General features: G+C 73.5%; 18 protein-coding genes. 2 read left to right on the top strand and 16 right to left on the bottom strand.

Features of this window, described 5'->3' with window-relative positions:
* Positions 1 to 43 precede the first annotated feature (43 nt).
* From AFE02nite_RS02930 to AFE02nite_RS02870, 12 genes are all read right to left on the bottom strand, one after another.
* Positions 44 to 1,270 carry a type II secretion system F family protein gene (locus AFE02nite_RS02930; protein ID WP_146819049.1) on the bottom strand — a complete coding sequence of 409 codons (1,227 nt, stop codon included), beginning with the start codon at positions 1,268 to 1,270 and terminating at the stop codon, positions 44 to 46.
* A complete protein-coding gene (locus tag AFE02nite_RS02925) occupies positions 1,270 to 2,973 on the bottom strand; it encodes a type IV pilus twitching motility protein PilT (protein ID WP_261765397.1) in 1,704 nt (567 codons plus the stop codon). Before AFE02nite_RS02925 ends, AFE02nite_RS02930 begins: the two co-directional genes overlap by 1 nt.
* 87 nt (positions 2,974 to 3,060) lie before the next feature.
* Positions 3,061 to 4,737: a GspE/PulE family protein gene (locus tag AFE02nite_RS02915; RefSeq protein WP_034248542.1), complete on the bottom strand. Its 1,677-nt coding sequence runs from the start codon at positions 4,735 to 4,737 to the stop codon at positions 3,061 to 3,063.
* Positions 4,738 to 4,846: 109 nt separating this feature from the next.
* Positions 4,847 to 5,269, bottom strand: a complete 423-nt coding sequence (locus AFE02nite_RS02910; protein ID WP_146819046.1) for a peptidoglycan-binding domain-containing protein — start codon at positions 5,267 to 5,269, stop codon at positions 4,847 to 4,849.
* A 95-nt stretch (positions 5,270 to 5,364) separates the two neighbouring features.
* Complete coding sequence (locus tag AFE02nite_RS02905; protein ID WP_146819044.1) at positions 5,365 to 6,285, bottom strand: shikimate dehydrogenase; 921 nt, start codon at positions 6,283 to 6,285, stop codon at positions 5,365 to 5,367.
* A complete protein-coding gene (gene mltG / locus AFE02nite_RS02900; protein ID WP_034248536.1) occupies positions 6,286 to 7,452 on the bottom strand; it encodes an endolytic transglycosylase MltG in 1,167 nt (388 codons plus the stop codon). It abuts the gene before it with no gap.
* Complete coding sequence (gene ruvX / locus AFE02nite_RS02895) at positions 7,449 to 7,970, bottom strand: Holliday junction resolvase RuvX (protein ID WP_407643062.1); 522 nt, start codon at positions 7,968 to 7,970, stop codon at positions 7,449 to 7,451. Before ruvX ends, mltG begins: the two co-directional genes overlap by 4 nt.
* An 82-nt stretch (positions 7,971 to 8,052) precedes the next feature.
* A complete protein-coding gene (gene alaS / locus AFE02nite_RS02890) occupies positions 8,053 to 10,725 on the bottom strand; it encodes an alanine--tRNA ligase (protein WP_146819042.1) in 2,673 nt (890 codons plus the stop codon).
* A 61-nt stretch (positions 10,726 to 10,786) separates the two neighbouring features.
* Entirely contained in the window at positions 10,787 to 11,137 is a 351-nt protein-coding gene (locus tag AFE02nite_RS02885) for a hypothetical protein (RefSeq protein WP_052113880.1), read from the bottom strand.
* Positions 11,137 to 11,523: a DUF948 domain-containing protein gene (locus AFE02nite_RS02880; RefSeq protein WP_034247697.1), complete on the bottom strand. Its 387-nt coding sequence runs from the start codon at positions 11,521 to 11,523 to the stop codon at positions 11,137 to 11,139. Before AFE02nite_RS02880 ends, AFE02nite_RS02885 begins: the two co-directional genes overlap by 1 nt.
* A gap of 140 nt (positions 11,524 to 11,663) precedes the next feature.
* Complete coding sequence (rpsD, locus tag AFE02nite_RS02875) at positions 11,664 to 12,290, bottom strand: 30S ribosomal protein S4 (RefSeq protein WP_034247698.1); 627 nt, start codon at positions 12,288 to 12,290, stop codon at positions 11,664 to 11,666.
* Positions 12,291 to 12,460: 170 nt separating this feature from the next.
* The gene (locus AFE02nite_RS02870; RefSeq protein ID WP_034247699.1) at positions 12,461 to 13,858 is read right to left on the bottom strand and encodes a replication-associated recombination protein A; all 1,398 of its coding nucleotides are present in this window, start codon (positions 13,856 to 13,858) and stop codon (positions 12,461 to 12,463) included.
* Between the two features lie 62 nt (positions 13,859 to 13,920).
* Here AFE02nite_RS02870 and AFE02nite_RS02865 point away from each other — a divergent pair, with 62 nt between their 5' ends.
* Both AFE02nite_RS02865 and AFE02nite_RS02860 read left to right on the top strand, forming a co-directional pair.
* Positions 13,921 to 16,152, top strand: a complete 2,232-nt coding sequence (locus AFE02nite_RS02865; RefSeq protein WP_034247701.1) for an MMPL family transporter — start codon at positions 13,921 to 13,923, stop codon at positions 16,150 to 16,152.
* Entirely contained in the window at positions 16,152 to 17,321 is a 1,170-nt protein-coding gene (locus AFE02nite_RS02860; protein ID WP_146819040.1) for a hypothetical protein, read from the top strand. Before AFE02nite_RS02865 ends, AFE02nite_RS02860 begins: the two co-directional genes overlap by 1 nt.
* 22 nt (positions 17,322 to 17,343) lie before the next feature.
* On the opposite strand, the gene AFE02nite_RS02855 is transcribed toward AFE02nite_RS02860, so the two are convergent.
* From AFE02nite_RS02855 to AFE02nite_RS02840, 4 genes are all read right to left on the bottom strand, one after another.
* Positions 17,344 to 18,111, bottom strand: a complete 768-nt coding sequence (locus tag AFE02nite_RS02855) for a GNAT family N-acetyltransferase (RefSeq protein ID WP_052113937.1) — start codon at positions 18,109 to 18,111, stop codon at positions 17,344 to 17,346.
* Position 18,112: 1 nt separating this feature from the next.
* Positions 18,113 to 19,885, bottom strand: a complete 1,773-nt coding sequence (gene aspS / locus AFE02nite_RS02850) for an aspartate--tRNA ligase (protein ID WP_146819039.1) — start codon at positions 19,883 to 19,885, stop codon at positions 18,113 to 18,115.
* A gap of 120 nt (positions 19,886 to 20,005) precedes the next feature.
* A complete protein-coding gene (gene hisS / locus AFE02nite_RS02845) occupies positions 20,006 to 21,406 on the bottom strand; it encodes a histidine--tRNA ligase (RefSeq protein WP_034247914.1) in 1,401 nt (466 codons plus the stop codon).
* Between the two features lie 26 nt (positions 21,407 to 21,432).
* On the bottom strand, positions 21,433 to 22,101 hold the full coding sequence (locus tag AFE02nite_RS02840) for an MBL fold metallo-hydrolase (protein WP_034247915.1): 669 nt from the start codon (positions 22,099 to 22,101) through the stop codon (positions 21,433 to 21,435).
* Positions 22,102 to 22,106: the final 5 nt, after the last annotated feature.

Raw genomic sequence — 22,106 nt, 5'->3', positions numbered from 1 at the left:
AAAGACGGGAAATTCACCCGCTCGGACGCACCGGGGTCCGCCGCTACTCGATCAGGTCGAAGACGCCGAAGATGGGCATGTAGAGCGCGATCACCATGAAGCCGATGATGCCGCCGAGGACGGCGATCATCAGGGGCTCGATGAGGGACGTGAGCGACTCCGTCGTCGCCTCGACCTCCTGGTCGTAGAACTCGGCGATCTTCTCGAGCATCGCGTCGAGCGCGCCGGTGTCCTCGCCCACGGCGATCATCTGCACGACCATCGGCGGGAAAACGGGGTGCTGGGCGAGCGGCCCGGAGAGCGACTGCCCGGTCCGCACCGAGTCCTGCACAGCCTTCGCCGCACGCTCGATGACGACGTTCCCGGACGTGGCGCCGACGATCTCGAGCGCCTGCAGGATCGGGACGCCCGCGCGGATCATGGTGCCGAAGTTGCGGGTGAACCGGGAGATCGCGATCTTCTGCGCGAGCGGCCCGAAGACGGGCGCCTTGAGCTTGAGCGGATCCACGCGCTCGCGCACCGCCGGGCTGTTCTTGTTCCTGCCCCACCAGACGGCGAAGGCGATCACGGCGACGATCAGCGGCACGATGCCGACCTTCAGAACGGCCGACATGGCGACGAGGACCTGCGTGAGCGGCGGCAGCTCGCCGCCGAGGCCGGCGAACATGTCGGCGAACACCGGGACGATGAACAGGAGCATGCCGATCACGGCGAGGATGGCGATGACGAAGACGACCACGGGATAGGTCATCGCCGACTTGATCTTCCCGCGCAGCCGGACCTCGGACTCGAAGTTCGCGGCGATCGACAGGAGCACCTGGTCCAGGAAGCCGCCCACCTCGCCGGCGCGGACCATGTTCACCATCAGCGGCGGGAACGTGTCCTGGTGCTTCGCCAGCGACGCCGACAGGGCCGAGCCCGTCTCGACGTCGGTGCGCACCTGCGCGAGGATCCTCGCGAGGGCCTTGTTCTCCGTCTGCTCGGCCAGGATCGACAGCGCGCGCAGCAGCGACAGGCCCGAGTTGATCATGGTGGCGAGCTGCCGGGCCATGATCGACAGGTCCCTGAGCTTGATGCGGTCGGACAACCCCGGGATCTTGATCTCCCGCTGGAGCGCACCCGTCTGCACCTCGTCGACCGAGATGGGCGCCATCCCCATGGTGCGGAGCCGGTTCGCCACCGCTGCCGCGTTGTTCGCCTCGATCCGGCCCTTGACGACCTTGCCGGACTTGTCACGGACCGCGTACTCGAACGTCTTCGTCGTCGCCATCAGCCCTGACCTCCGTAGGTCTCGGACGCGCCCGGCATCTGACCGCCCGACGAGCCCATGCTCATCGGGTCGCCGAGGCCGCCGGACATCGCGCCCAGGGACGACCCGCCGCCGCCCCCGCTCCCCGTGCGGCCGGTGAGGCGGTTGTAGTCAGCGACGTGGTGGCACTTCTCGAGGCCCTGCTCGTAGGTGATCCGCCCGGCCTTGACGAGCTCGGCCAGGTGCTGGTCCATCGTGTGCATGCCCTGCTTCGCGCCGGCCTGCATCGCCGAGTAGATCTGGTGCGTCTTGCCCTCGCGGATCAGGTTGCGGATCGCAGGCGTGGCGATCATCACCTCGGTGGCGACCGCGCGCCCGGGCCCGTCCGCCCGCTTGCACAGCGCCTGGCAGACCACGCCCTGGATCGCGCCGGCGAGCTGGGTGCGCACCTGCGCCTGCTGGTGCGAGGGGAAGACGTCGATGATGCGGTCGATCGTCTGGGCGGCGTCCTGCGTGTGCAGCGTCGCGAAGACCAGGTGGCCCGTCTCGGCAGCCGTCAGGGCTACCGAGATCGTCTCGAGGTCGCGCATCTCACCGACGAGGATGATGTCGGGGTCCTGGCGCAGCACGTGCTTGAGGGCGTTCGCGAACGACAGCGTGTCCGCGCCCACCTCGCGCTGGTTGATGAGCGACTTCTTGTGGCGGTGCAGGAACTCGATCGGGTCCTCGACCGTCATGATGTGGTCGGTCCGGGTCCGGTTCGCCAGGTCGATGATCGAGGCCAGCGTCGTGGACTTGCCCGAGCCCGTCGGCCCGGTGACGAGGACCAGCCCGCGCGGCAGGTTCGCGAAGTTGCCGACCACCGGGGGCACCCCGAGCGCCTCGAGGGGCTTGATCTCGTAGGGGATCACCCGGAACGCGGCACCCAGGGCGTCGCGCTGCTGGTAGAGGTTCACGCGGAACCGCGCGACGCCACGCACCGCGTAGGCGAAGTCCAGCTCCAGGTCGGTCTCGAACTGCTCGCGCTGCCGCTGCGTGAGGACCGAGTACAGCGTGCGCTGGATCTGGTCCGGCATCAGCGACGGATGCCCTTCGAGGGGCAGGAGACGGCCGTCGATCCGGACCGTCGGCGGAGCGCCGGAGGTGATGTGCAGGTCGGAGGCGCCCACGGCGATCATCGCGCGGAGGGTCTCGTCCAGGTTGAGGTCGTTCTCCCCCGGGCCGTCGCCCATCCCCAGCCGTCGCGTGCTGGCGGCCGCCGCGGGCTTGCGCGCGGCCTGGGGAGCCTCCGCGGCGGGCGGCGCCGCCGGGCGAGCCGGGGCGGGAGCGGCGGGCGGCTGCGGGTACGCAGGAGCGGCCGGCTGGTAGCTCGCGGGCGCGCCGGGCAGAGTCGTCGCGGCCGGTGCCGCCGGCGGGGCGACGGGCTGCTGGTAGGCCGGTGCCGCCGGCTGCCCGTACGGGGTCGCGGGCACGGGCGGCTGCCCGTACTGCGGCGCCGGCTGACCGTACTGCGCGGGTGGCGCGACCCGGGGCGCCTGCGGCGGCGTGATCGGGCGCCCCTGCGGGATCGGCGTCGGCTCGCCGGGCGAGGCGGCTGCGGCCGGCCACCCGGGGGCGGCGTGCTGCGCGGCGGACGGCGCGGGGCCGGACGGGAGCCAGCCAGCGGGCCCCCCGGCGCGCGGCTGGTCCGGGACTGCGCCCGGAACGGGCGGATAGTCGCTCACGATGGGCCCTCTCGGTCGTCACCGGGCAAAGGTGTCGGCCGGTATATCGGTCGGCCGCGAGACCGACTTGAGGGTGCCCGGCGCCGCTCAGGCCACGACGCGGAGGATCTCCTCGACCGAGGTGTCGCCGAGGATGACCTTCGTCCAGCCGTCGTCACGCAGGCTGACCATGCCCTCGTTGCGCGCGGTGCCGTTGATCTCCGCGGCCGAGGCGTGCGAGACGGCCAGGCGCTCGATGCTCTCGGTCACGCGCATCACCTCGTGCAGGGCCATGCGGCCCTTGTAGCCCGTCCGCGAGCAGGCGCTGCACCCGGCCGGGCGGTAGAGCGTCGGCATCTCCTCGCCCGGGTTCCAGGGGAAGCGCGCCGCGATCAGCTCGACCTCCGACGGCTGGTACGCCTCCTTGCACTTGTTGCAGAGGCGACGCGCCAGCCGCTGTGCGACGACGCAGTCCAGCGCGGAGCCGACGAGGAACGGCTCGATCCCCATCTCGATCAGGCGGGTCACGGCGCTGGGCGCGTCGTTGGTGTGCAGGGTCGAGAGAACGAGGTGGCCCGTGAGCGCCGCCTCGATGGCGATCTGCGCCGTCTCGTGGTCGCGGATCTCACCGATGAGGACGACGTCGGGGTCCGAACGCAGGATCGAGCGCAGCGCGCTGGCGAACGTCAGGCCGGCCTTGGGGTTCACCTGCACCTGGTTGATGCCCGGCAGGCGGTACTCGACCGGGTCCTCGACCGTGATGACGTTGATCTCCGGCCGGGACACGGCGTTGAGCGTCGCGTACAGCGTCGTCGACTTGCCGGAGCCGGTGGGCCCGGTCACCAGGATCATCCCGTAGGGCTTCGTGTACGACTCGTGGTAGATCTCGAAGTTGTCGTCCAGGAACGACAGCTCGCGCAGGTCGAGGCTGGCGGTCGAGTTGTCGAGGATGCGCATGACGACCTTCTCGCCCCACACCGTGGGCAGCGTGGCCACGCGCAGGTCGATCTTGCGGCCGTTGTGGGTCACCGACATGCGACCGTCCTGCGGCTTGCGGCGCTCGGCGATGTCGATGTCGCTCATGATCTTCAGCCGGGAGATGACGCCGCCCTGGATCTGCTTGGGCGCCCGCTGCACCTCGTGCAGCACGCCGTCGATCCGGTACCGCACGAGCATGTCGTGCTCGCCGGGCTCGACGTGGATGTCCGACGCGCGGTCCTGGATCGCCTGCGTCACCAGCAGGTTCACGAACCGCACGATCGGGGCGTCGTCCTCGACGAAGTCGCCGACCTGGGAGAGGTCCGTGTCCTGCGGCCCGGACGCCTCCTCCTCGAACGCGTTCGCGAGCTCGTCGATCTCCTCGTCGGCCCGGCAGAACCGGTCGATGGCGGCGAGCAGGTCGTCGTGCGTCGCGACGACCGGCCGCACCGGGAGCCCGCTGATCGCGCGCGCGTCGTCGACGGCGACGACGTTGCCGGGGTTGGCCATGGCCAGGAGGAGCGCACCGTCGGCGAAGCCGACCGGCAGCACGGTGTACCGGCGGCACACCGGGCCCGGGAGCGCGGCGACCGCCGTCCGGTCCACGGGGTAGTCCGTGAGCTCGACGAAGTCCATGCCGACCTGGCGCGCGAGCGCCTGGACCAGCTGTGCCTCGCTCAGCATGCCGATCTCGACCAGCACACGCCCCAGGGACTCCCCGCGGCTCACCTGCTCGTCGAGGGCAGCCATGAGCTGACCCTCGGTGACGAGGCCTTCCTCGAGGAGGATGTCTCCGAGCTGCTTCAAGGGGGATCCTTCCGGCCATGGAGCGACGCACCCTGATTATCGGCACGCACCCCGCGGCTCTGAAGATCCTGCCCGTCGGCTGATCAGTCCGACGACCGAGCGGGCTCGGTCAGTACGGCAGCCCGTTGCGCGCCTGGTTGTGCGCCCACACCAGCTTCGCCCACGTCTGCGGGCCGCAGATCCCGTCGTAGGTGAGGCCGTAGCGCGCCTGCACCCGGTACACCGCGGCCGTCGTCGCAGGTCCGTAGCTCCCGTCGAACTTCAGCGGCTCGCTGTAGAGCACGTACAGCGTCATCTGCAGCTGCGTGACGCACTGCCCGCGCGAGCCGTACCGCAGCACGGTGCGCGTGCACCCGTCGCTGATGAACGACACCTCGGCCTGGCCCGCGCGGCTGAGGGGCCGCAACGGGGTGCCGAGCGGGCCGTCCGGCGGCGGCGCCGTCGTCGGGGCCGCGACGGCGATCCCACCTCCGAGGAGCGACGCGGACGTGAGGACGAGCGCCGCGAGGGCGCGGACGACGTGTCGAGCCATGGTCTCCCCCTGCATCAGCGACGGTGCGCATGGCGTCCGGGTCGTCCGGTTCCGCACCGTTCTGCCCGGAAGGTAGCAGGGGCGCGCCGCCGCGCTCAACGGGTCGTCGCGGACCGCGCCCCGGCGTCGAGCGCACCGGTCAGCGCGCGGTCCATCGCGGCGAGCGGCGCGGGCGCGCCCGTCATCAGCCGCACCTGCTCGCCGGCCTGGTGCAGCAGCATCCGCTCCCCCGTCACCGCCCGGCCCCCGGCCGCGCGCCACGCGGCGACCAGCGCCGTCGGGCGCGGGGCGTACGCACAGTCCAGGAGGACGCCCCGGACCGGGAGCGACGCACGCACCAGCGCACCCGCGAGCTCGTCCGCGGCCCCCGGCGGCAGGGTGGAGACGACGACGGGCGCGGCCCTGATGAACTCCAGCGCACGGTCCACGGGGGCGAGCGTCCGCACGGTGGTGTCCACACCCATCCGGTGCGCGGCCCGCAGGGTGCCCCCCGCGCGCGCCACCGAGCGCGCGAGCAGGGTGGAGGCGGTCGTGCCCAGGTGGGCGAGCCCCGCTAGCGCCGATGCAGCGGTCGCGCCGGCGCCGAGCACCACGGCAGAGCCCACCTCGCCCGGTTGTCCGAGGCCGGCGAGGGCGCCGCGGTCGTCGGCCCCGACAGCCGCCCCGGCGCCCGCCTCCGCCAAGGCCGCGGCGATGCCATGCACGTCGGTGTTCGCCCCGACGAGCGTCGGGCGCGCGCCCCCGCGCTGCACGACGACGGTGTTCACCGCGCCGACGACCTCGGCCAGCGGCTCGACGTGGTCGACCAGGGGCAGCACCGCCTGCTTCAGCGGCATGGTCAGGCTGAGGCCCGCCCAGGTGGCGTCGAGACCGCGCACGAGCCCCGGCAGCTCCGCCTCGGTGACGTCGATCGCGTCGTACGTCCAGTCGAGACCGAGCTCCGCGTAGGCGGCACGGTGCAGGACCGGCGACAGCGAGTGGGCGATGGGGTGCCCCAGGACGGCGGCACGCACCACCTAGTCGTCGCCGCCGTTCGCAGCCTCCCACTCGCGCAGCAGCGCCACGTTCTGCCGGTGCTCCGGGTACGTCACCGCCATCCGGGTCTCCCCGGTCTCGTGGTTGATCGTGACCCAGAAGAGCCAGGGACCGTCGGCCGGCGCCAGGACCGCGTCGATCGACGCCGCGCTGGGCGAGGCGATCGGCGTCGGCGGCAGCCCCGCGTGCATGTAGAGGTTGTACGCGGTGTCGGTCGCCTTGACCTCGTCGGTGATCTGCGTCCCGGAGATGCCCGCGCCGTACGCCACGGCCGCGTCGATCTCCAGCCGCATGCCGTCCGCGAGCCGGTTCTCGATCGCCCGGGCGATCATCGCGCTCACCTCGCCGCCAGGCGACTCCTCCTCGACGAGCGAGGCCTTCGTGAGGACGGCCTGTCGCGCCTCGGCCGGGACACCGCGCTCGTCGAGCACGCTGATCGTCTGCGCCACCATCGCGCCGAGCATCTCGGCGGGCGTCTGCCCCGGCTCGAACGTGTACGTCGCGGGGAAGAGCCAGCCCTCGGCGTTCCCGCCGGCCTCCGGCGGGAGACCGATCGCCGCCGGGTCCGCCACGACCGCCTGCAGCTCCTCGATCGGCGTGCCCGTCACCGAGGCCAGCCGCTCGAGGATCTGCTTGACCGTGAAGCCCTCGACGATCGTCACGCGCGTGACGACGCGGTTCTCGGAGTTGATCAGCGCCGCCACCGCGTCCGCCGCACGCATCTGCAGCGACAGCCGGTAGGTGCCCGGCTGGATGCCGGGGGCGTCCGGGTTGGCCGCGAAGGCCTCCGTGAAGGCGCCGGTGCTGGCGACCACGTCGGCGTCGACGAGGATCTGGGCCATCGCCGCGCCCGTCGCACCCGCGGGGATGGAGACCTCGACCTCGCCCGTCCCGGGACCCGGGTAGTCGTCCGTGCTCGCCGCAGGCGCGCCACGGAGGTCCTCGATCAGGGGCATGCCGAGCTTCCACACGGCGAAGCCGATGCCGGCGAGGACGACGAGGACGACCACCAGGGCGGTGATGTTCTTGCGCCGCCGCTGCTTGCGCCGCCGGTCGCGCTCGGCGCGGTCCGAACGTCGGTCGGAGCGACGCGCGTGGTCGCGGGGCACATCGGGCTGGACGATCTCGTCCAGGAACAGGTCGCTCATCGCGCCGCCTCCCCGCGCCTCGTGGTGTCCATCCGGTCGGTCCCTCCATCGCCTGGCTGGCCCTGGGCCGCCGTCGGCTCCGCTTCACCTTCTCCGCCGTCGGTGCCTGGCCCGACGACCGCCTCACCTACCCGTGCCCCTGACACACGCTCCGCGTCGATGGCAGCCTGCAGGATCACCACCGCCGCGGCCTGGTCGACGACGACGCGGTGGTTGCGTCCCGGCCGGCCGGCCGCGTGGAGCGCCTGGTGGGCGCTGACCGTGCTGAGCCGCTCGTCCACGAGCCGCACCGCCACGGGAGCGACCGCCTGCGCCAGCGCACCACAATAGGTGCGAACGGCCTGGGCTGCCGACCCCTCCCGCCCGGCAAGCGTGCGGGGCAGGCCCACGTACACGACAGCGGCACCGGACTCGCACACGATCTCCACGAGGCGCGCCAGGTCCGCGGCGTCCTGCGGTCGCCGCTGCACCGTCTCGACCGGCGTGGCGATGAGCCCGTCGGGGTCGCTACGCGCCACCCCGATCCGGACCTCCCCCACGTCGACGCCCAACCGGACGCCGCGGGCCGGCCCGGAGGCAGGCCCGCGACCGCCGGGGGCGTCAGCCACGCGCCCCGCCGACGGCGCCGACGAGCGCGCCGAGCGCAGCCGGCAGCAGCGTGGGGTCCGCGCCGCCGCCCTGTGCGACGTCGTCCTTGCCGCCGCCCCCACCGCCGAGGACGCCGGCCGCGGTCCGTGCGAGCGCACCGGCCTTGAGCCCTGCCTCGCGCGCGGCCGCGTTCGTCGCGACGATGACCACCGGGCGCTCCCCCGCGACGCCACCGACGGCGACGACGGCGGCCTCCTCGCCCAGCCGACCACGCACCTCCAGCGCCAGCGTGCGCAGGTCGTCCGCCGACGCGACCGCGCCGGCGTCGTGCGCCACGACCCGAGCCGGTCCCGCCTGCGCCACGGTCGCCACGACGGCGGGGACGGAGGCGAGCAAGCGCTCCCGGCGCACACCAGCGAGCTCCTTCTCGGCCTCACGCAGCCGCGCGAGCAGGCCGGCGACACGCTCGGGCAGGTCCTCGGGCCGGGTCTTGAGCGTCTCGGTGATCGTGGCGACCAGCGCGCGCTCGCGGGCGAGGTGGTGGAACGCCTCGAGCCCGACGAGCGCCTCGACGCGCCGCGCACCCGAGCCGACCGAGGACTCACCGGTCAGGGCGATCAGCCCGATCTGGCTGGAGTGCTCGACGTGCGTACCGCCGCACAGCTCGCGCGACCACGGGCCGCCGATCTCCACGACGCGCACGTTCGTCTCGTCGTAGGTCTCGCCGAAGAGCGCGATCGCGCCCCACGACCTGGCCTCCGAGAGCGGCATGTACTGCCACTTCACACGCAGGTCCTCGCGGATGGCGCGGTTCGCGACGTCCTCGATCTCGCTGCGGGCCTGCGCGGACAGCGCCTGGTTCCAGGCGAAGTCCAGCCGCAGGTACCCGGGCTTGTTGTACGAACCGGACTGGAGCGCGGTCGGGCCGAGCACCTCGCGGAGCGCGGCGTGCACCACGTGCGTGCCGGAGTGCGCCTGGCGCGCCCCGAGCCGCCACTCCCGGTCGACCTCGGCCGACACCTCGGCGCCCGCGCGCACCTCGCCGTTGGCCACCCGGACGGTGTGCACGATCAGGCCCTTGACGGGCTTCTGGACGTCCAGGACCTCGAGGAGGCCACCGTCCGCCGTCACGATCACGCCCGCGTCGGAGTCCTGACCACCGGACTCCGCGTAGAAGGGCGTCCGCTCGAGCACGACGTCGACGACGTCCCCCTCGCTCGCCACCTCGACGAGGTCCTCCCCGCGCACGATGCCGCGCACCGTGGAGGCCGTGCCCAGCTCGTGGTAGCCCGTGAACTCGGTGGGGCCGGCGTCGGCGAGCCCCCGCAGGGCGGTCATCGCCTTGTGCGCGCCCTTCTTCGACTTCGCGTCGGCGCGCGCCCGCTCGCGCTGGGCGAGCATCAGGTCGCGGAAGCCCGCCTCGTCCACGCGCAGCCCCTGCTCGGCCGCCATCTCGAGCGTGAGGTCGATCGGGAACCCGTACGTGTCGTGCAGCTGGAACGCCCGGTCGCCCGGCAGCGTGGTGCCGCCCGCCTTCTTCACGTCGGCGACCGCGACGTCGAGGATCGTGGTGCCCGAGACGAGGGTCCGCCGGAACGCCTCCTCCTCGGCGTAGGCGATCCGCGAGACGCGGTCGAAGTCGCGGACCAGGTCGGGGTACGAGGCCCCCATGGCGTCGCGCGAGACGGGCAGCAGGTGCGGCAGGGCCGGCTCGTCGACCCCGAGCAGCCGCATCGCCCGCACGCTGCGGCGCAGCAGACGCCGCAGTACGTAGCCGCGGCCCTCGTTGGACGGGGTGATGCCGTCCCCGATGAGCATGAGGCCCGACCGCACGTGGTCGGCCACGACGCGCATCCGGACGTCGTCGGTGTGGTCGGCGCCGTACCGCTTGCCCGACAGCTCCTGGGCCGCGGCGATGACCGGGAAGACCTCGTCGATCTCGTACATGTTGTCGACGCCCTGGAGCAGGTACGCGACGCGCTCGAGACCCATGCCGGTGTCGATGTTCCGCTGCGCCAGGTCACCGACGACGGTGAAGTCGTCCTTGGCCCGGACGTCCTCGATGGCGTACTGCATGAAGACCAGGTTCCAGATCTCCAGGAACCGGTCCTCGTCCACCACCGGGCCGCCGTCGGGGCCGTACTGCTGCCCGCGGTCGATGTAGATCTCCGAGCAGGGGCCCGCCGGGCCCGGCTGACCCGTGTGCCAGAAGTTGTCCTTCTTGCCGCGGCGCTGGATGCGCTCGTCGGGCAGGCCGGCGATCTTCCGCCAGAGCGCCGCCGCCTCGTCGTCCTCGTGGTAGACGGTCACCCAGATCTTGTCCGGGTCGAAGCCGTAGCCGCCGTCGGCCTGCGAGCCCGTCACGAGCTCCCAGGCGTACTCGATCGCGCCCTGCTTGAAGTAGTCGCCGAACGAGAAGTTGCCGTTCATCTGGAAGAACGTGCCGTGCCGGGTGGTCTTGCCGACCTCCTCGATGTCCTGCGTGCGCACGCACTTCTGGACGGAGGTGGCCCGCGGCCACGGCGCCGCCTGCTGCCCGAGCATGTACGGGATGAAGGGCACCATGCCGGCGATCGTGAAGAGCGTCGACGGGTCCGGGGAGATGAGGGAGGCGGAGGGCACCACCGTGTGTCCCCGCTCGGCGAAGAAGTCCAGCCAGCGGCGGCGGATCTCTGCGGTGCGCATGATGTCCTCTCGGGTCCTGCTCGTGGTGCCTGATGTTCTCGTGCTCGCGGGGCCGGGCGCGCTAGTCCTCGTCGTCGGCGGGGCCCCAGGGGTCGTCGTCCCACACCTCGTCGCCCCGGTCGCCGCGCGACGCCGGAGGCTCGGCCCGGGCCGTCCGCGGCCGGCGCTCGGTGCCGCCCTCCGGCTCGACCAGCAGCGCGGTCACGAGCTCGGTCTCGCGTTCGGCGCGGGCGGCCCGGAACACGTCGACCGCCTCGTGCAGCGCGGACGACGCCCGCTGACCGGCCTGACCGACCTGTGCCGTCACCGCCTCGGCCACGGTGTCCGGCAGCCGCTTGACGGCGCTGCGTGCGCGCTGCACCACGACCACCGCCCCCACCGCGCCGAGGCCCATCCAGAACAGCCGGCGCATCAGGCCTGAGCCTTCCCGGAGCCCTTGCCCGTGACCTTCTGGGCGAAGCCGCCGAGCGCGGTGCGCACGCCGTACGAGAAGGCCGCGAGACGGATGAGGGGGCGGCCCACGGTCGCCGCGACGAGTGCGGTGAGCGCGGACGCGTTCTGCGTGATCTCGGCGGCCGCCGTGGTCACCGTGTCGACCTTCGCGAGCTGTGCGTTGGTGCCAGCGATCGTGGCCGCCGTCTCGTCGATGACAGGCAGGGTGTGCTCCGTGACGTCCTTGACGGACTGGGTCGCGGCGTCGAACACCTTGCCGAGCTTCACCAGCGGAAGGGCCAGGAACCCGACGAGCGCACCGAACGCGACCGCGGCGATCAGACCTGCGACGTCTCCGACCGACATCAGCGACCCTCCAGCTCGTGAACCATGCCCGTGCCCTGCTCCGCGCCCGAGACTACCGACCTCGGACGCTCGCTCCACCGACGCCGACGCCCCGCACCCGTGGGGGTGCGGGGCGTGGCGGACGCGAAGCGGTGCGCGGGTCAGCGCGAGTAGAACTCGACGACCAGCTGGACCTCGCAGGTCACGGGGACCTCGGCGCGCAGCGGGCGACGCAGCAGGACGGCCGACAGCTTCTCGAGCTGCACGTCCAGGTACCCCGGGACGGCCGGCAGGACGTCGCGGTGGGCGCCGGCGGCGGCGACCTGGAACTGGGCGCTGGTCTGGCTGCGCGGCTTGATCTGCAGCGTCTGGCCGGGCTTCACCTGGAAGGACGGGCGGTCGACGATCTTGCCGTCGACGAGCACGTGCCGGTGGACGACGACCTGGCGGGCCTGGAGCATCGTCCGGGCGAAGCCGGCGCGCAGCACGAGCGCGTCGAGACGGGTCTCGAGGATCTCGACGAGGTTCTCACCGGTCTGGCCCGGGGCCTTCTTGGCGGCCTCGAACGCACGGGCCATCTGCTTCTCGCGCAGCGCGTACTGCGCGCGCAGACGCTGCTTCTCGCGAAGGCGGACGGCGTAGTCGGACTCGGTCCGACGGCGGGCGCGGCCGTGCTCGCCCGGCGGGTAGGGCCGCTTCTCGAAGTGACGGACGGCCTTCGGGGTCAGCGCGATCCCGAGGGCGCGCGAGAGGCGCACCTGGCGGCGCGCACGAGTGACCTTGGTCATGCTCCTGCTTCCTGTTCGACATGGCACGACCCGCTGCGGGGAGCTCCCGGCGGGTGTGGGACCAACCTTCGGTGGTGCTGGCTGAGGTCCCCAGGTGGCTGCCGACGTGCGGCGGCCCGTCGTCCGCTGGCGGACAACCGGTCGATCTTACCGCACGACGCGCGGCGCTCTCACCGGCCCACGTCGTCGTGCAGGATCTGGCGGATCCGGGCGAGCCGTGCACCGACCTCCCGCTCCTGGCCACGGTCGGACGGCTGGTAGTACCGGGCGTCGACCAGCTCGTCGGGGGCGTACTGCTGGCGCGCGACCGCGTGCGGCTCGTCGTGGGCGTAGGTGTACCCCTTGCCGTGCCCCAGCCGCTCGGCCCCGGCGTAGTGGGCGTCGCGCAGGTGCGCCGGGACGGGCCCGGCGCGACCGGCCCGGACGTCGGCGATGGCCCGGTCGATCGCGACGTAGGAGGCGTTCGACTTCGGCGCAGTGGCCACGTGGACGACGGCCTCCGCCAGGATGATCCGGGCCTCCGGCATACCGATGAGCGCCACCGCCTGGGCGGCCGCGACCGCGGTCCACAGGGCGCTCGGGTCGGCCATGCCGACCTCCTCGGCCGCAGCGATGACGATGCGGCGCGCGATGAACCTCGGGTCCTCCCCCGCGACCACCATGCGGGCGAGGTAGTGCAGCGCCGCGTCGACGTCGGACCCGCGCATCGACTTGATGAACGCGCTGGTCACGTCGTAGTGCTGGTCGCCCGCGCGGTCGTAGCGGACGGCCGCGACGTCGACTGCCCGCTCCATCGTCGCCAGGTCCACCACGGGGGCGCCGCCTCCGCCCGAGCCTGCGGCCGTCGACGGCGTGCCCTCCAGCGCAGCGCCGGCAGCGGCCTCGAGCACCGTCAGCGCCCGACGGGCGTCGCCCCCGGCCAGCCGCACGAGGTGGGCCTCGGCCTCGTCGTCGAGCTCCACCGCGCCGGCGAGGCCGCGCTCGTCAGCCAGCGCACGGCGCACCAGCGCGCGGATGTCGTCGTCGGTCAGCGGCCGCAGCGTCAGCAGGAGCGAGCGCGAGAGCAGCGGCGCGTTCACCGAGAAGCTCGGGTTCTCCGTCGTCGCCGCCACCAGCGTCACCCAGCGGTTCTCCACGCTGGGCAGCAGCGCGTCCTGCTGCGTCGTGGAGAACCGGTGCACCTCGTCGATGAACAGGACCGTCTCCGCACCACCCGTGGCGAGCCGGCGCCGGGCCTCCTCGACGACCGCGCGGACGTCCTTGACCCCGGAGGCCACGCCGGACAGCTCCACGAACCGCCGCCCTGAGCTCGTCGCGATGAGGTAGGCGAGCGTGGTCTTGCCCGTGCCCGGCGGTCCCCAGAGCACCACCGACGACGGCGCCGCCCGGCGCGCCCCCTCGTCCGCGGGCTCCACGAGCCTGCGCAGGGGCGAACCGGGCTCGAGCAGGTGCTCCTGACCGGCGACCTCGTCGAGACCGCGCGGGCGCATGCGGACCGCCAGCGGAGCGGTCGCGCCGACGCCCGGCAAGCCCTCGGGGGTCGAGCTCACGGCGTCGAACAGGTCCATGGAGCGCAGCCTACGGTCGCATCCACGTGCGTCCGGGGGACGCGACCTGGGATGCTGCAGGTGTGTTCGACCTCCTCGGCCGTGCGATCGCCCGTCGTCCGTGGACCACGGTGCTGGCCTGGGTCGTCGCTGCGGGGGCGTGCTTCGCGCTCGCGTCGCTCGGTGTGGGCGGCGAGACCGTCTTCGAGCGCCTGGAGACGGGGGCACCCGGTGTCCCCGGGTCGGAGAGCGCGCGGGGCGACGCGATCATCGCCGACGCGTCCACGACGGGGCAGAGCCTGACGCTCACGGTGAGCGGGGTCGCCCCCGCCGCGCCCGGCCTCGAACGGCCGATGGAGATCCTGCACGCCCAGCTCGCCGCGGTCCCGGGCGTCGCCAGCGTCATCGACCCGTACGTCGTGCCCGAGGGGCCGACGAGCCCGGCCGCGGCTCCCCTCCTCGCAGCGGACGGCGACGGGTTCCTCGTCGTGGTCGAGCTGGAGCACGCGCTGCCCGAGGACCGCGCATCCGCTGCGCTCGACCAGGTCGAGGCGCTCCTGCGGGCCCTGCCGGCCGAGCTGTCCACGGGGCGCGACGTCACGGGACGCGTCGGCGGCACCTCGCTGATCGTCGAGGAGATCCGCACCCAGGTCGAGGACGACCTGCGCATCGGCGAGGCGGTCTCGCTCCCGGTCGCCCTCGTCGTGATGGTCCTCGTCTTCGGCGGCTTCCTGGCCGCCGCGATGCCGATGATCGGGGCGATCGCCTCGATCGCCGCCGGCCTGGGCACCGTGCACGGCCTGTCGTACCTGATGGACCTCGACTCGAGCGTCATCAACGTGGTGACGATCCTGAGCCTGGGCCTGTCCATCGACTACGGCCTGCTCATCGTGTCCCGCTTCCGCGAGGAGCTGCACCGGCTGACGGACGACGACGGCGGAGCGGCCGTGCGTCGGCGGAGGGGCGACGGCGCCGTCGAGGAGGCCCTGCGCGCCACCATGCGCAGCGCCGGACGCACCGTCGCGTTCTCCGCCCTGACCGTGGCGATCTCGGTGGCCGGGCTCGTCGTGTTCGAGCCGGAGATCCTCCGGTCGTTCGGCACCGCTGGGGCGCTGGTCGTGCTCGTCGCGCTCACCACCGCTCTCACGCTCGTGCCCGCCGTGCTCCGGCTGGCCGGCCGGCGGCTGCTGCGGCCCGGGCTGGTGGGAAGGATCCCCGGGCTGCGCACCGTCGTCGAGCGCACCGGGGACGTCACGGCCACTGAAGGGCTGTTCTCCCGGCTCGCCCGGCGCGTCCAGCGTCACCCGTGGCTCGTGCTCGCCGGGTCCCTCGGCGCCCTCGCCTTCCTCGCGACCCCGGCGGCGGACCTCTCGCTGCGGAACTCCACGATCGAGCTGCTGCCGCTCGGCTCCGACCAGCGCGCGTACGTCGAGGAGATCGCGGCGCAGTACCCGGGCTCGGCCGCGCCCGCCGTGCAGGTCATCGCCGAGGGCCCGCTGGAGCAGGTCGGCCGGTGGAGCGCGGGCCTGGCCGACCTGCCAGGGGTGGCCTCCGTGGACCCGCCCACCCCGCTCGGCGGTTACGTCTACGTCGGGGTGCGTCCGGTGTCACCCGACCCCGGCGGGCCCGAGGCGTCGGAGGTCGTCCACGAGGTTCGTGCCGCGGCCGCCCCCTTCCCCGTGGTCGTGACGGGGCAGGCGGCCAACCAGATCGACTTCGTCGACGCCCTCGTGGCACGCGCCTGGTGGGCGTTCGGGGTCGTCGCCGCCGCCACGCTCGTCCTTCTCTTCCTCATGACCGGCTCTGTCCTGATCCCGATCAAGGCGCTCCTGACGAACGTCGTGTCCCTCGCCGCCACCGTCGGCGTCCTCGTGTGGGGCTTCCAGGACGGCCACCTCGAGGGCCTCCTCGGCTTCCGGTCCACGGGCGGCATCGAGACCTACGTGCTGGCCCTGGTCCTGGCGTTCGCGTTCGGCCTGGCGATGGACTACGAGGTCTTCCTGCTCTCGCGGATCAAGGAGCAGCACGACGCGGGCATGGACAACGACACCGCGGTCAGGGTGGGGCTGCAGCGCTCCGGTCGCATCATCACCTCGGCTGCGGCGATCATCATCGTCGTCTTCGTCGGGTTCATCCTGGGCAAGCTGCTGGTGATCAAGGAGGTCGGCTTCTCCCTGGCCGTCGCCGTGCTCATCGACGCGACGCTGGTCCGCATGCTGCTCGTGCCGGCGACCATGACGCTGCTCGGCAGGGCGAACTGGTGGGCACCCGGGCCGTTGCGCCGCCTGCACGAGCGCTTCGGGCTCGTGCACTAGTGGCGCGCCAGCTCGTCCTTCTCGTCCTGGGCGCACTCCTGGCGTTCTCGGCGCTCCGGGTGGCCACGCCGCGCCGGCCGACGGAGAGCGACGCCCGCCTGCGTCGCCGTCGGGCGGAGTGGCTCTCGGTCGCGACGGCCGTCGTCGTCGGCTACCTCGGCTGGGCCGTCGTGGCCCGGCTGAACCCCGGCGGCACGCCGGACCCGCGGGGCGCGGTGGCGTTCGTCGCGCTGGTCGCCACCGTGGCCGCCGCGATCCCGCTCCTCGCACGCGTGTGGCGACGCGCGGCCGCGGCACGGGTGGCCGACGAGGCGGCGCGCGCCCAGCCCGGGGCCGGCGGTGAGCCCGAGCCGCCGGCGCGGCACAGCGGCCTCTCGGGACAGACGCCGCCCCGACGCGCTGGTGACCGGCCACCGCGACTAGGACCAAGGTCCCCCGTTCAGGCGTCGTGGACGCCGTTACACGCCGTTTACGATCTTGTGATGACACCCGAGCACTTCGCCGAGCTGTACGAGAAGGCGCGCTACGAGTCGATGCTCTCGCGGCGCTGGGAGGAGCTGCGGCCCACGGAGCGCCAGGCGCGCACGGAGCTCGCCCTGGCCGCGCTCGAGGCGTCCGGACTCGCGGAGACGCTGCGTACGGCGCTCGAGACGGCCGAACGGTCGCGGATCGTCGAGGGGCTCCTGGCCCAGCGCGATGCCGAGCTCGCCCGCCGCGGCGCGGAGCACCGGGAGCGCGAGGAAGCCCTTGTCGCCGAGCTCGCGGCCGCCCGGGCGGAGCACCACGCGGAGGTCGAGGCGGTGCGCGCGGAGCACCGCGCGGAGGTCGCCCAGCTCTCCGAGCAGCACGACACGGACCGGGCACGCCTCGAGAGCCAGCGCGACGCGGAGGTGGCCTGTCTCCTGTCGCAGCACCAGGCCGAGCTCGACTCGCTGCGCGCCGACCACCAGGCCGAGCTCGGCCGCGTCCGCGCCGACCACACGGCCGACGTCGCCCGTCTGGAGGCGGAGCACGCGGCGGAGGTGCGCTGGTTCCGTACCGCGCACGAGGCGGAGCTGGACCGGCTGCGCGGAGACCTCGCCGCGCGGGCCGACGGCGCCGAGCCGCGAGACGCGGTCGTCGAGCCCCGCGGCGGATCCGAACCGGCGGATTCGCTCCCCGTCACCTGACGCCGTCCGGCGCCCGCGCGCCTCAGTCGCGGTGCGCGGGCCGCGAGTCGAACCGGTGACCGAGCACGAAGCCGTGCCGGACGTACACCTGCCGCGCGACGTCGTTCGCCGCGTACAGGCCGAGGCCGACCATCGGTGGCCCCACCAGCGTCGGGGCCAGCAGCCCGTCGCTGACCGCGGCAGCCAGGACCGCGCCGGCGAGCCCTCGCCCGCGGTGCGCGGGGTCGACGCCCAGGGACACCAGGTGTGGCGCCAGCCCCGGCGCGAACCGGATGGCGCCCACGACGGCGACCAGCCGGCCCTCCTCCCGGACGGCCCACCAGCCCTCGAGGCGGGGGTCGCCCGGGCGCGTGCTCGCTGTCGGGTGCGCGCGGTCGAGGGCCTCGGCGATCTCCGCGTCGACGCGCTCGACGCCGGCCGGCAGGCGCTCCACGGCATGGTCGCTGATCCCGACCAGCGGGCGGTCGGTCCACATGCAGTCCCAGCTGTTGGCCGCCTCCCAGCCGGGGAACGCGGCTCGCGTGCCGTCGGCGGCCGCTTCCCAGGAGCCCCGGGGCAGCGTCGCCCACCGGGCGGGCCCGAGCGCCGTCACCGCGCCGTCGAGCAGCCGTCCGACGGCGTCCGCGTCGCCGACCCCGATCACGCCCGGATCCCGGCCGCTCCCCTCGAGGAGCACCACGAGGGCGTCGTCGTCGTGCCACGCCACCGCCACCGTCGAGCGCCCGTGGCACATGACGAGGTACGGCTCGTCGCGCCAGGGCGCCGGCAGGTCCCGGACCGAACCGGCCACGTCAGGACTGCGACGCGGGCTTCTCCGGCACCGCGTCGACGCCCGCCTCCTTGCGCTGCTGCGCCGTGATCGGCGCCGGCGCGCCGGTGAGCGGGTCGTAACCGCCGCCCGACTTCGGGAAGGCGATGACGTCGCGGATCGACTCCGATCGCGTGAGCAGCGTGAGGATGCGGTCCCAGCCGAACGCGATGCCGCCGTGCGGCGGGGCGCCGTACGCGAACGCGTCGAGGAACCAGCCGAACCGGCGCTGCACCTCATCCGGGCCGAGGCCCATCATGTCGAACACCCGCTGCTGGACGTCCTTGCGGTGGATACGGATCGACCCACCGCCGATCTCGTTGCCGTTGCAGACGATGTCGTACGCGTACGCCAGGGCGTTGCCCGGGTCCTCCTCGAACCGGTCCACCCACTCGGGCGTCGGGGACGTGAAGGCGTGGTGGACCGCGGTCCACGACCCGCCGCCGACGGCGACGTCGTCGTCCTCACCGGTCGGCTTGAACAGCGGCGCGTCGACCACCCAGACGAACGACCAGGCGTCCTCGTCGATCAGGCCACCCCGGCGGCCGATCTCCAGACGCGCGGCGCCGAGCAGCGCCCGCGCCTCGGACGCCTTGCCCGCGGCGAAGAACACGGCGTCGCCCGGCGACGCCCCGACGGCCGCGACCAGACCCGCGCGCTCGGCGTCGGACAGGTTCTTGGCGACCGGCCCGGCGAGCTCGCCGTCCTCGCCCACCGTGACGTAGGCCAGGCCGCGGGCGCCGCGCTGCTTGGCCCACTCCTGCCACGCGTCGAAGCCGCGGCGCGGCGTCGACGCACCGCCCGGCTGCACGACGGCGCCCACGTAGGGGGCCTGGAACACCCGGAACGGTGTGTCGCGGAAGTAGTCCGTCAGCTCCACGAGCTCGAGCCCGAAGCGGAGGTCGGGCTTGTCGGTGCCGTACCGCGCCATCGCGTCGAGGTAGGTCATCCGGGCGATCGGCGTCGGGATCTCGTAGTCGATGAGGTGCCAGAGGGCGACCAGGACCTCCTCGGCGACCGCGATGACGTCGTCCTGCTCGACGAAGCTCATCTCGACGTCGAGCTGGGTGAACTCCGGCTGCCGGTCGGCGCGGAAGTCCTCGTCGCGGTAGCAGCGGGCGATCTGGTAGTAGCGCTCGAGGCCGCCGACCATGAGCAGCTGCTTGAACAGCTGCGGCGACTGCGGCAGCGCGTACCAGGAGCCGGGCGCGAGCCGCGCCGGCACCACGAAGTCGCGTGCGCCCTCGGGCGTGGAGATCGTCAGCGTCGGCGTCTCGACCTCGACGAAGTCGTGGCCGTCGAGCACCGCACGCGCGGCCGCGTTGACCTTGGCGCGCAGGCGCATGGCGTGAGCCGTGCGCGGACGGCGCAGGTCCAGGTAGCGGTACTTGAGGCGCGCCTCCTCGCCCACCTGCTCGTCCAGGGCGGTCGACACCTGGAACGGCAGCGGCGCGGACTCGTTGAGCACCACGACCTCGTCCGCGGGGACCTCGATCTCGCCGGTGGCCAGGTTCGGGTTCTCGTTGCCCTCCGGCCGACGCCCGACGACGCCGGTCACCTTGAGCACGTACTCCGCGCGCAGGCCGTGCGCGACCGCCTCGTCCCGGATCACGACCTGGGCGATGCCCGTGGCGTCACGCAGGTCGATGAAGGCGACGCCGCCGTGATCGCGGCGACGGTCCACCCAGCCGGTGAGCGTCACGGTCTGGCCGATGTGCTCGGCTCGCAGGGAGCCGGCGTGGTGGGTACGCAGCACGGAGGTCCTTCCGGGGCAGGCGGTCTGCGCCGAACGGCGCGCGACGAGTCTAGTGGGCGGCGTCGAGCGGATTCGGAGGAGGGTCGAGGCGCCGGGTGAGTCCGGCGCGCAGCCCGCCGGCTATTGCGCGGGCGTGCCCGGGACGACGCGCGGGAAGCGGTCCTGCGCGGGCGGCTCCCAGGTCGCGGCGTCGGCCGGGACCTGCTCGCCGCTGCGGATGTCCTTGACCTGGTGCCCGATCGCGCCGTCGTCGCCCGCCGACGACGCCGGGAACCACACGAAGGGCACGCCGCGCCGGTCCGCGTAGCGGATCTGCTTGCCGAACTTGGCCGCGGACGGGGCGACCTCCACGGGGATGCCGCGGGCCCTCAGCGCGGCCGCCACGGCCTCGCTCTCCGCCCGGGTCTCCTCGCTCGTCACCGCGACCACGACGGCGCTCGGCACGCCACGCGTCGCCCGCACCAGGCCCGCGGACAGCAGCCGCGAGACCAGGCGCGAGACGCCGATCGACAGCCCCACGCCCGGGTAGGTCGTCGTGCCGTCGGAGGCCAGGGCGTCGTACCGGCCGCCGGAGCAGATGGAGCCGAGGTCCTCGTGGCCCACGAGCACCGACTCGTAGACCGCGCCCGTGTAGTAGTCGAGCCCGCGCGCGATCGCCAGGTCGGCCACCACCCGGCCCGGTGCCCGGCGGGCCGCCACCTCGAGCAGGGCACCCAGCTCGGCGAGCCCCTGGTCGAGCAGCTCGTTCGCCGCGCCGTGCCGCGCCGCCAGCTCGTGCACCCGGTCCACGACACCGGCGTCCTCGCCACGGAGCGCGGCGAGCTCGAGCATCGCCGCGGCCTGGGCCGGGCTCGCGCCGGCCTCGTCGGCCAGGAGGGCCGCCACGGCCTCCGGCCCGACCTTCGCGAGCTTGTCGACGCTGCGCAGCACCGCGTCGACGTCGTCGAGCCCGATGCCCCGCGCGAAGCCCTCCATGACGCGCCGGTTGTTGACGAGGATCCGCACCGGCGGCACACCGACGTCCGCGAGTGCGGCGAAGGCGTCGGCCATGACCAGCGGCAGCTCCGCCTCGTAGTGCGCGGGCAGCTCACCGGCGCCCACCACGTCGACGTCGGCCTGGACGAACTCGCGGAACCGGCCGTCCTGCGGCCGCTCCCCCCGCCACACCTTCTGGATCTGGTAGCGGCGGAACGGGAACTGCAGGTGCCCGGCGTTCTCGAGCACGAAGCGCGCGAACGGCACCGTGAGGTCGAAGTGCAGGCCCAGGCCGCGCTCGGCCTCGCGCTGCCCGCCCGCGGCAGGCTCGGCGTCCTCCTCCTGGAGCCGGCGCAGGACGTAGATCTCCTTGCTCGTCTCGCCCTTGCGCAGCAGCTGGTCCAGCGGCTCCACGGCGCGCGTCTCGATGCCCGCGAACCCGTGCAGCTCGAACGTGCGGCGCATCGTGTCGAGGACGTGCTGCTCGACCACGCGCTCCGCCGGCAGCAGCTCGGGGAACCCGGACAGCGGGGTGGGGCGGGCCATGGATGCTCCTTCGTGCGGGTGGGTGCTCAGCGCGACGCGGACAGGTACGGGTTGGTGGCGAGCTCGTCGCCGATCGTCGTCCACGGCCCGTGACCGGGCAGGACGTGGGTGGCGGCGTCGAGCCGAGCGAGTCGCCGCAGCGTCGCCGCCATCGCGTGGTCGTCGCCCCCCGGCAGGTCGCAGCGGCCGATGGTCCCCGCGAACAGCACGTCGCCCGTGAGGGCGAACGCCTCCGCGCCGGGACCGTCGACGAGGTAGACGGTGGAGCCCTCGGTGTGTCCCGGGGCGTGCAGCGCCCGGACCTGCCCGACGACGACGGAGGGCATGTCGACGTCCGCCCGGAACGTCTCCAGCCGGGTCGGCACCGGCGGGCCGGCCGGCTGGCCCGCCATGGCCGCGAGCTGCGCGCCGAGCGGCCCGAGGCTTCCGACGGGGTCCGCGAGGCGGTAGGCGTCGTCCTCGTTCACCAGGACGGGGACGGCCCACTCCTCGGACAGCTCCGCGGCGGACCACGTGTGGTCGAGGTGCCCGTGGGTGAGCAGGATCGCGTGCGGCCTGCGCCCGGCGCTCGCGACGGCGTCGCGCACCTGGTCGGCGACGCCAGCGCCCGGGTCGACCACGACGCAGCCGTCGCCGTCCGGCACGACGTGGCAGCTGGCGCCGAGCAGGGGGGCGGCAAGCGTCCTGATCAGCACCCGGC

The organism is Actinotalea fermentans, assembly GCF_007991475.1.
Classification (GTDB): domain Bacteria; phylum Actinomycetota; class Actinomycetes; order Actinomycetales; family Cellulomonadaceae; genus Actinotalea; species Actinotalea fermentans.
This window is presented reverse-complemented; position numbering and strand designations above follow the sequence as displayed.